Here is a 7,107-nt window from a genome sequence, read left to right on the forward strand (position 1 = left end):
CGGCCCGGCCATGAGCCGCATCATTTCGGGGGCCGCGGGCGGAACCACCCTGGTCAGCGTCCCCGGATCCCTCACCCGGCCCACCACGGACCGGGTCAAGGAAGCCCTCTTCTCCCGGCTGGACGCCTTCGAGGTGATCGTGGACGCCCGCGTGCTGGACCTCTACGCGGGATCCGGTTCACTCGGGGTGGAAAGCGCGAGCCGCGGCGCGCAGAGCGTGGACCTGGTGGAATTCGACGGCAAGGCCAGCGTGGTCTGCCAGCGCAACGCGGACCTGGTCAACACGGTGGCCGAGCGCAAGGTCGTCACCGTGCACCGCTCCAAGGTCGACTCGTTCCTTGACCGGACCCAGGCGGCCGTCCGCTGGGACCTCGTCTTCCTTGATCCGCCCTACCCCCTCGACGAACCTGCGCTGGCCGGGGTGCTGGCCAAGCTCCGCCCGCACCTGGCCGAGGGCGCCGTCGTCGTCGTGGAGCGCTCATCCCGGACCCCCGAGCCGACCTGGCCGGACGGGATGGAGCGGTTCGCGGAACGGAAGTACGGGGAGACGAAGCTCTGGTTCGCCGAACCCGGCGTGAGCCCGGCAGCGGGCCCCGACACGGGCCAGGCGGCGGAACCCGACGCCACCTAGGCCGGGAACGCGTCCAGCGCGACGCCGGAGAGCACCTTCGCGGGGTGCGGCCCGCGGGCGGTGAGCGCCGCGGTCCACACCTCCGGCCAGGGCCCTTGCGTCCCGGTCAGGATGATGTTGCCGGGGTAGCGTCCGCTGAACATGCCCGCCTCGGCAAAGGCGGACACGTCGGCCATCGCCCCGCGCAGCGCGGCCACCTGGCTCCGGACCAGCGTGAGCCCGGGTTCATCGCCCACGTTGACGATCAGCACCCCGCGGGGGCTGAGCTTCGCCGCCGCCTCGCGGTAGAACCCGGTGCAGGCGATGTGCTCCGGTGCCTGCGGCCCGGAGAAGATGTCCAGGATCACGACGTCGAATAGTAGTTCCGGCGGCAGCTCCGCCAGGGCGTCCCGGGCGTCGCCGATGAGCGTGTGCAGCTGCGTGCCGTCGGGCAGCGGGAGCTGCTGCAGCACAAAGTCCAGCAGTTCCCGTTCCAGCTCCACCGCGTACTGCACCGAGCCCGGCCGGGTGGCCTGGATGTAGCGCGCCAGGGTCAGCGCCCCGGCCCCGAGATGGAGGGCTGTCAGGGGTTCGCCCCACGGTGCCGCGAGATCCACGACGTGGCCGATCCTGCGCAGGTACTCGTAGAAGATGTCCGAGGGGTCCGCCAGATTGACGTGCGACTGTTCCGCCCCGCCAATGCTGAGCACAAAGCCGCCCTCGGTGAAGGCGTCGGGCTCTATCGTGGCGTGCTGGCCGGTGGTGCGCAGGAAGCGCGCAGCTGCGGGCTTGTCCGCCATCAGAGCCTGTCGCGGAGGGTCGCGAGCCGTTCGGCGGCTTCCTGCAGCACGTCAATCCGCTTGCAGAACGCGAAGCGCAGCAGGCTGCGGGTACGTTCGGCGCCCTCCGGGTGGCAGAACACCGGCACCGGAATCGCCGCCACCCCCACCAGGGCGGGCAGCCGGCGGGCCAGTTCGACGGCGTCGGAGATGCCGAGCGGCGCGGTGTCCACGTTGACGAAGTACGTGCCCTGCGGCGTGAAGACGTCCAGTCCCGCAGCACGCAGGCCCTCGCTAAGGATGTCGCGTTTGAGCTGGAGGGTGTCGGCGATGCCGGTATAGAACTCGTCCGGCAGGCCGAGCCCGGCCGCGATGGCGCTCTGGAACGGGGTACCGGAGCTGTAGCTCAGGAACTGCTTGACGGTGCGGGCCGCGGAGACCAGATGCTCCGGCCCGCTGAGCCAGCCGATCTTCCAGCCGGTGAAGGAGAACGTCTTCCCCGCGGAGGAAATGGTCAGGGTGCGTTCCGCGGCGCCCGGCAAAGTGGCCACCGGAATGTGCCGGGCACCGAAGGTGAGGTGTTCGTAGACTTCGTCGGTGATGACGACGGCGTCGTACCGGATGGCGAGCTCGACGACGCGTTCCAGCACCTCGCGGGGGAACACCGCCCCGGTGGGGTTGTGCGGGTTGTTGACCAGCACCACCTTGGTGCGGCTGCTGAACGCCGCTTCGAGGGCATCCAGGTCCGGCATGAAGTCAGGGGCCAGCAGCGGGGCGGTGACATGGCGGGCACCGGAGAGGCCGATGATGGCGCCGTAGGAGTCATAGAACGGCTCGAAGGTCAGGACCTCATCGCCCGGCCCGACGAGTGCGAGCAGTGACGCGGCAATGGCCTCGGTGGCGCCGGTGGTGACGATGATCTCGGTCTGAGGGTCCGGTTCCAGGCCGTAGAAGCGCTCCTGGTGGAGGGATATCGCCTGCCGCAGCTCAAGGATCCCCTTGCCGGCGGCGTACTGGTTGGCGCCGGCGGCGATGGCTGCCTGCGCGGCCGCCTTGATCTCCACCGGGCCGTCCTCGTCCGGGAAGCCCTGGCCGAGGTTGATGGCGCCGGTCTGCAGCGCGAGGGTGGTCATTTCCTCGAAGATCGTGACGCCGAGGGTGCCGTCGGCGGAGAGCAGGTTGGCGCCGGTCGCGGTCCGCTGCCAGGGGAGCGGCTTCCGGGAGTTCATCGGGTGCCCGCCTTCTCGCCCCGGCCGGTGAACTTGTCCATGGTGGAGTAGATCCCGAAGACTTTCCCGCCCACGAAGTCCCAGGCCCGCACCGGCAGCAGGCCGCGCAGGACCTTGCCCAGCTGAGCGGTGGCCGGGGCGATCAGCTGCGGCCGTCCGGCGGTGGCGGCCCGCCAGGCCCGGTCCACGGCGTCCTCCGGCGTCATCAGCGGTGTCAGCAGCGGGCCGCGGGCGCCGTCGAACATTCCGGTGGAGATGTAGCTGGGGCAGAACGTCGTCACGGCGAGGTGGCGGTAGCCCTGCTGTTCGAGTTCGAGCCGCAGCGAGTCGCTCCAGCCGATCACGGCCCACTTGGACGCCGCATAGACGCTCATCCTGGGGTTGGACACGGTGCCCGCGGCGGAGGCGATGTTGAGGATCCGGCGCGGCCGGCCGGCGTCGTCCATCATGCCGGGCAGGAACGCATGGGTGACGTACATGGGCGCCAGCGCGTTGATGTCCATGGTCAGGGCGATGTCCCGCTCCGGGCTGTGTTCCCAGAAAAGCGCGCCGCGTACTATGCCGGCGTTGTTGATGAGCAGGGTCAGTGGGCCTTCGGCCCGGCACGCCTCGGCGGCGTCGGCAATCGCCGCGCGGTCGGCGAGATCCACCTGGCGGACGACGGCGCGTGCGCCGAGGGCCGTCACCTCGGCAGCGGTGCCGGCCAGGCCCTCGGCGTCGACGTCCCAGAGAATCACGACGCCGGCGCCCTCGCGGGCCGCTCGCAGGGCGTACAGGCGGCCCATGCCAATGGCGGCTCCCGTCACGAGAACCACGCCCCCGGACACGGTGAAAGGAATGCTCGATGCTGACATTCAGCCATGTTATCCCGGCCTGTGGCAGCAATACGGTAGGTTCGGAGCATGAGACGCGCGGTATGCCCTGGCTCCTTTGACCCCATCCACAACGGCCACCTGGAAGTCATTGCCAGGGCCGCAGGCCTCTTTGACGAGGTCATCGTGGGCGTCTCCACGAACTACGCCAAGAAATACCGCTTTACGCTCGAGGAACGCATCGACATGGCGCAGGAAACCCTGGCCTCCCTGCGCGGGATCGTGGTGGAACCGGTGGGCGAGGGGCTCCTCGCCGAGTACTGCCGCCAGCGGGGCGTGTCCGCCATCGTCAAGGGGCTTCGTTCTTCCTCCGACTTTGACTACGAACTGCCGATGGCGACGATGAACCGCCAGCTCACCGGCGTCGAGACGGTCTTCCTGCCCGCTGAGAGCCACTACCTCCACCTGTCCTCCACCCTGATCAAGGAAGTGTTCACGCTGGGCGGCAATGTATCCGATTTCGTGCCCCGCTCGGTGCTGAAACGGCTGAACTCCGGCGAGCCGGAACAGGACCAGCCGCGCAGAGGGTAAGCTTGATCGGTACTCGGCGGCCTGCTGCCGGTTGCGCGGCCCGAATCTGGAGCGGCTTGCGGTGTGAACCGCAGGTGAGCGCCCGGTTTGAGTCCGTCCGGAAGATCAGGCTAAGATAGTACGTCGGTCATATGTTCAACAGGAGTTCTCATTAAACGAGATGCTAGTTCGCCCTTGGCGTTCGACGTCAAGGACCTCGGACGCAGTCCGGGAAGCATGCGGACGCTGACAGAACATGTACCCGCACCGAGTGATCTTGGTGTGGCACTCATTGGCGTGCAGGAAGGCTCGGATGTCGAGCTGGATCTGCGGCTGGAGGCCGTACACGAAGGAATTCTGGTATCAGGAACCGCAAACGTCGAAGTTACTGGCGAATGCAGCCGATGCCTGGATCCCCTTGCGTATGACCTTGAGGTCAATGTGCAAGAACTTTTCTTCTACGAGGACGCTGAGTTCTCGGATGAAGAAGACGAAGAAGAGCAACGTCGAGTCGAGCACGATCTGATCGATCTTGAGCCGGTGTTGCGGGACGCAGTTGTAACCATGCTGCCGTTCCAGCCGGTGTGCCGGGAAGACTGCCAGGGCCTTTGCTCCGAATGTGGAGTTCGCCTGGAAGACGAGCCGGGGCATCACCACGAGGTGGTAGATCCTCGCTGGGCTGCCCTAGCTGACTTGGCTAAGCCTGACCGGCAAAACTGATTTGTAAGTGTTGGACTAGAGAGAAATGAGTTAGCCGTGGCTGTCCCGAAGCGGAAAATGTCTCGCTCGAATACCCGCGCCCGCCGCTCCCAGTGGAAGGCAACCGCCCCCCACCTGGTGAAGACTGTCGAGAACGGTCAGGTCACGTACAGCCTGCCGCACCAGGCAAAGGTCGTTACCGACTCGGCTGGCACCGCGCTGTTCCTTGAATACAAGGGCCGCAAGGTCGCAGACGTCTAATCCGCCAACTGGCTGAATAAGATGTCTTCAACTGAAGAGCTTTTGAAGCGTCTCGGTGTCACTATTGACGCCGGGACGCTTCGTCTTGCGCTCACACACCGTTCCTACGCCTACGAAAACGGCGGCATCCCCACCAACGAACGGCTCGAGTTCCTGGGCGACTCCATTCTGGGGTTCTCGGTAACCGACGCGCTGTACCGTGACAACCCCACGCTGCCCGAAGGTGACCTGGCCAAACGCCGCTCCGCCGTCGTCAGCACCCGGGCCCTCGCCGGCATCGGCCGCAGCATCGGCCTGGGTGAATACATCTACCTCGGGCAGGGCGAAAAGCTCACCGAGGGCAAAAACAAGGCATCCATCCTTGCGGACACCATGGAGGCGCTGATCGGCGCCACCTATGTCTCCAATGACATCGAGACGGCGCGACAGCTGGTCATGCGCCTGATCGGGCCACTGCTCAAGGACGCTGCCGCGCTCGGTGCCGGCACCGACTGGAAGACAAGCATCCAGGAGCTGGCGGCCAGCCGGCAGCTCGGGACGATCAACTACGCCGTGGAGGGCTCCGGACCCGACCACGCCCGGACCTTCGAGGCCATTCTGCGGATCGGCGGCAACGACTACGGCACCGGCTCGGGCAACTCCAAAAAGGAAGCCGAGCAGGAGGCCGCCGCGGACGCCTGGCGCAGGCTGTCGGCGCCGCCGGCCGGCGCGTCGGAGGCACCGGCGCCCGCCGAAGCCGCTGACCCCGAAGCGCAGCAGCTGCAGTCCCGGACCGGCACCTAGGCACGCACCGTGCCTGAACTGCCCGAGGTCGAAGTTGTCCGCCGCGGCCTGGTGAGCTGGGTGTTGGGCCGGACCATCACCGCTGTTGAGGTGGTGGATCCGCGGTCCGTCCGCCGGCACGCGCTCGGCCCGGAGGACTTCATTGGCAACCTCGAAGGCGCCCGCGTCCTGGACGTGGTCCGGCGCGGAAAGTTCCTCTGGCTTCCGCTGGCGGACACTCCCGCAACTGATCCCGGCAGCCCCGGTGGAACCCCTGAGCCCGCCGTGGCCCTGATGGCCCACCTGGGCATGTCCGGACAACTGCTGATGCAGGACTCCTCCGTTGCCGACGAGAAGCATTTGAAGGTGCGGCTGCACCTCAGCCCCGCTGAGGGCATGCCGGAACAGCTCCGGTTTGTGGACCAGCGCATCTTCGGCGGACTCTTCCTCACCTCACTGATCCCTACGGCCGACGGCGCTCCCGGCGGGCTCGCCGAGACGCCGCTGCCGCTGATCGCCGAGGAGGCCGCCCACATCGCGCGCGACCCCCTGGACCCGTACTTCTCCTTCGACGACTTCTACCGCCGCCTGCGGACCCGCAAAACAGGCCTCAAACGTGCCCTGCTGGACCAGGGCCTCGTCTCCGGAATCGGCAACATCTACGCCGACGAGGCACTCTGGAAGGCCCGGCTGCACTTCGCCCGCCCGACGGACACGCTCCGGCGGGCGGAGGCCGGGCGCGTCCTCGACGCCGCGCGGGACGTCATGACCGACGCCCTGGCGGCTGGCGGCACCAGCTTCGACTCGCTGTATGTCAACGTCAACGGGGCCTCCGGCTACTTCGACCGCTCGCTCAACGCCTACGGCCGCGAGGCCAAAGAGTGCAAACGCTGCGCTGCAGCCGGCCTGGTCAGCGTGATGAGGCGGGACCAGTTCATGAACCGCTCCTCCTACTCCTGCCCGGTCTGCCAGCCCCGGCCACGCAACGGACGCTGGTAGTGGACGCCCACAAAACAGGTAGTGCTACTCCTTTCCGAACCGTGCATCACGCTGAAAGACTGTGGCGATGGGCGCTAGGGATTTGGGAACCGCGGTTGCAGTGGATGCGTTTACGCGGGCTCCGGACAGCCGGTGAGAGCCCAGCGGCTGGTCATAGCCGGGGTGGGCGTGGCTGCGATCCTCGGAGGCACCGCCCTGGTGCTGGACCAGATGACGGCAGGACCGTCCACAAATGCGAGTTTGGCGGCACCGGAAGCCGGCGTGCCGCCGGGCGCCGCTTGGGGGACCGGTCCGGGCGGCACTGATCCCGGCGCGGCCGATGCGCAGGCGGGTGCGGGCGGCGGCGTGGCCACGCCGGACGGCGGGGCCGCCGGCGGCGTGGCCAC

9 protein-coding genes and 1 pseudogene are annotated in these 7,107 nt (G+C 67.6%); 7 read left to right on the forward strand and 3 right to left on the reverse strand.

Annotation, left to right across the window (positions count from 1 at the left end; all coding sequences use genetic code 11):
- Window positions 1-10: 10 nt before the first annotated feature.
- The gene (gene rsmD, locus AC50YC_RS19045; RefSeq protein WP_494954847.1) at window positions 11-631 is read left to right on the forward strand and encodes a 16S rRNA (guanine(966)-N(2))-methyltransferase RsmD; all 621 of its coding nucleotides are present in this window, start codon (window positions 11-13) and stop codon (window positions 629-631) included.
- Here the strand turns inward: rsmD and AC50YC_RS19050 are convergent.
- The 3 genes from AC50YC_RS19050 to AC50YC_RS19060 are packed head-to-tail and all read right to left on the reverse strand — an operon-like array spanning window position 628 to window position 3,472.
- Window positions 628-1,410 carry a spermidine synthase gene (locus AC50YC_RS19050; RefSeq protein WP_494954848.1) on the reverse strand — a complete coding sequence of 261 codons (783 nt, stop codon included), beginning with the start codon at window positions 1,408-1,410 and terminating at the stop codon, window positions 628-630. The two genes, rsmD and AC50YC_RS19050, sit on opposite strands and share 4 nt — an antisense overlap.
- Window positions 1,410-2,618, reverse strand: a complete 1,209-nt coding sequence (locus AC50YC_RS19055) for an aminotransferase class I/II-fold pyridoxal phosphate-dependent enzyme (RefSeq protein WP_494954849.1) — start codon at window positions 2,616-2,618, stop codon at window positions 1,410-1,412. Before AC50YC_RS19055 ends, AC50YC_RS19050 begins: the two co-directional genes overlap by 1 nt.
- Window positions 2,615-3,472 (reverse strand): SDR family NAD(P)-dependent oxidoreductase, encoded by an 858-nt coding sequence (locus AC50YC_RS19060; protein WP_494954850.1) that lies wholly within the window; start codon window positions 3,470-3,472, stop codon window positions 2,615-2,617. Before AC50YC_RS19060 ends, AC50YC_RS19055 begins: the two co-directional genes overlap by 4 nt.
- A gap of 48 nt (window positions 3,473-3,520) precedes the next feature.
- Here AC50YC_RS19060 and coaD point away from each other — a divergent pair, with 48 nt between their 5' ends.
- The 6 genes and pseudogenes from coaD to AC50YC_RS19090 all read left to right on the forward strand — a co-directional run.
- Entirely contained in the window at window positions 3,521-4,021 is a 501-nt protein-coding gene (gene coaD, locus AC50YC_RS19065; protein WP_494954851.1) for a pantetheine-phosphate adenylyltransferase, read from the forward strand.
- A 174-nt stretch (window positions 4,022-4,195) separates the two neighbouring features.
- Window positions 4,196-4,720: a YceD family protein gene (locus AC50YC_RS19070; RefSeq protein WP_494954852.1), complete on the forward strand. Its 525-nt coding sequence runs from the start codon at window positions 4,196-4,198 to the stop codon at window positions 4,718-4,720.
- A 36-nt stretch (window positions 4,721-4,756) separates the two neighbouring features.
- Complete coding sequence (rpmF, locus tag AC50YC_RS19075; RefSeq protein WP_009356569.1) at window positions 4,757-4,960, forward strand: 50S ribosomal protein L32; 204 nt, start codon at window positions 4,757-4,759, stop codon at window positions 4,958-4,960.
- Between the two features lie 21 nt (window positions 4,961-4,981).
- Complete coding sequence (gene rnc, locus AC50YC_RS19080; protein WP_494954853.1) at window positions 4,982-5,743, forward strand: ribonuclease III; 762 nt, start codon at window positions 4,982-4,984, stop codon at window positions 5,741-5,743.
- A 9-nt stretch (window positions 5,744-5,752) separates the two neighbouring features.
- A complete protein-coding gene (gene mutM / locus AC50YC_RS19085) occupies window positions 5,753-6,721 on the forward strand; it encodes a bifunctional DNA-formamidopyrimidine glycosylase/DNA-(apurinic or apyrimidinic site) lyase (RefSeq protein ID WP_494954854.1) in 969 nt (322 codons plus the stop codon).
- Between the two features lie 132 nt (window positions 6,722-6,853).
- Window positions 6,854-7,107: pseudogene (locus tag AC50YC_RS19090) on the forward strand (hypothetical protein); the annotation flags it as partial.

The sequence above is a fragment of the Pseudarthrobacter sp. MDT1-56 genome, from assembly GCF_059383555.1.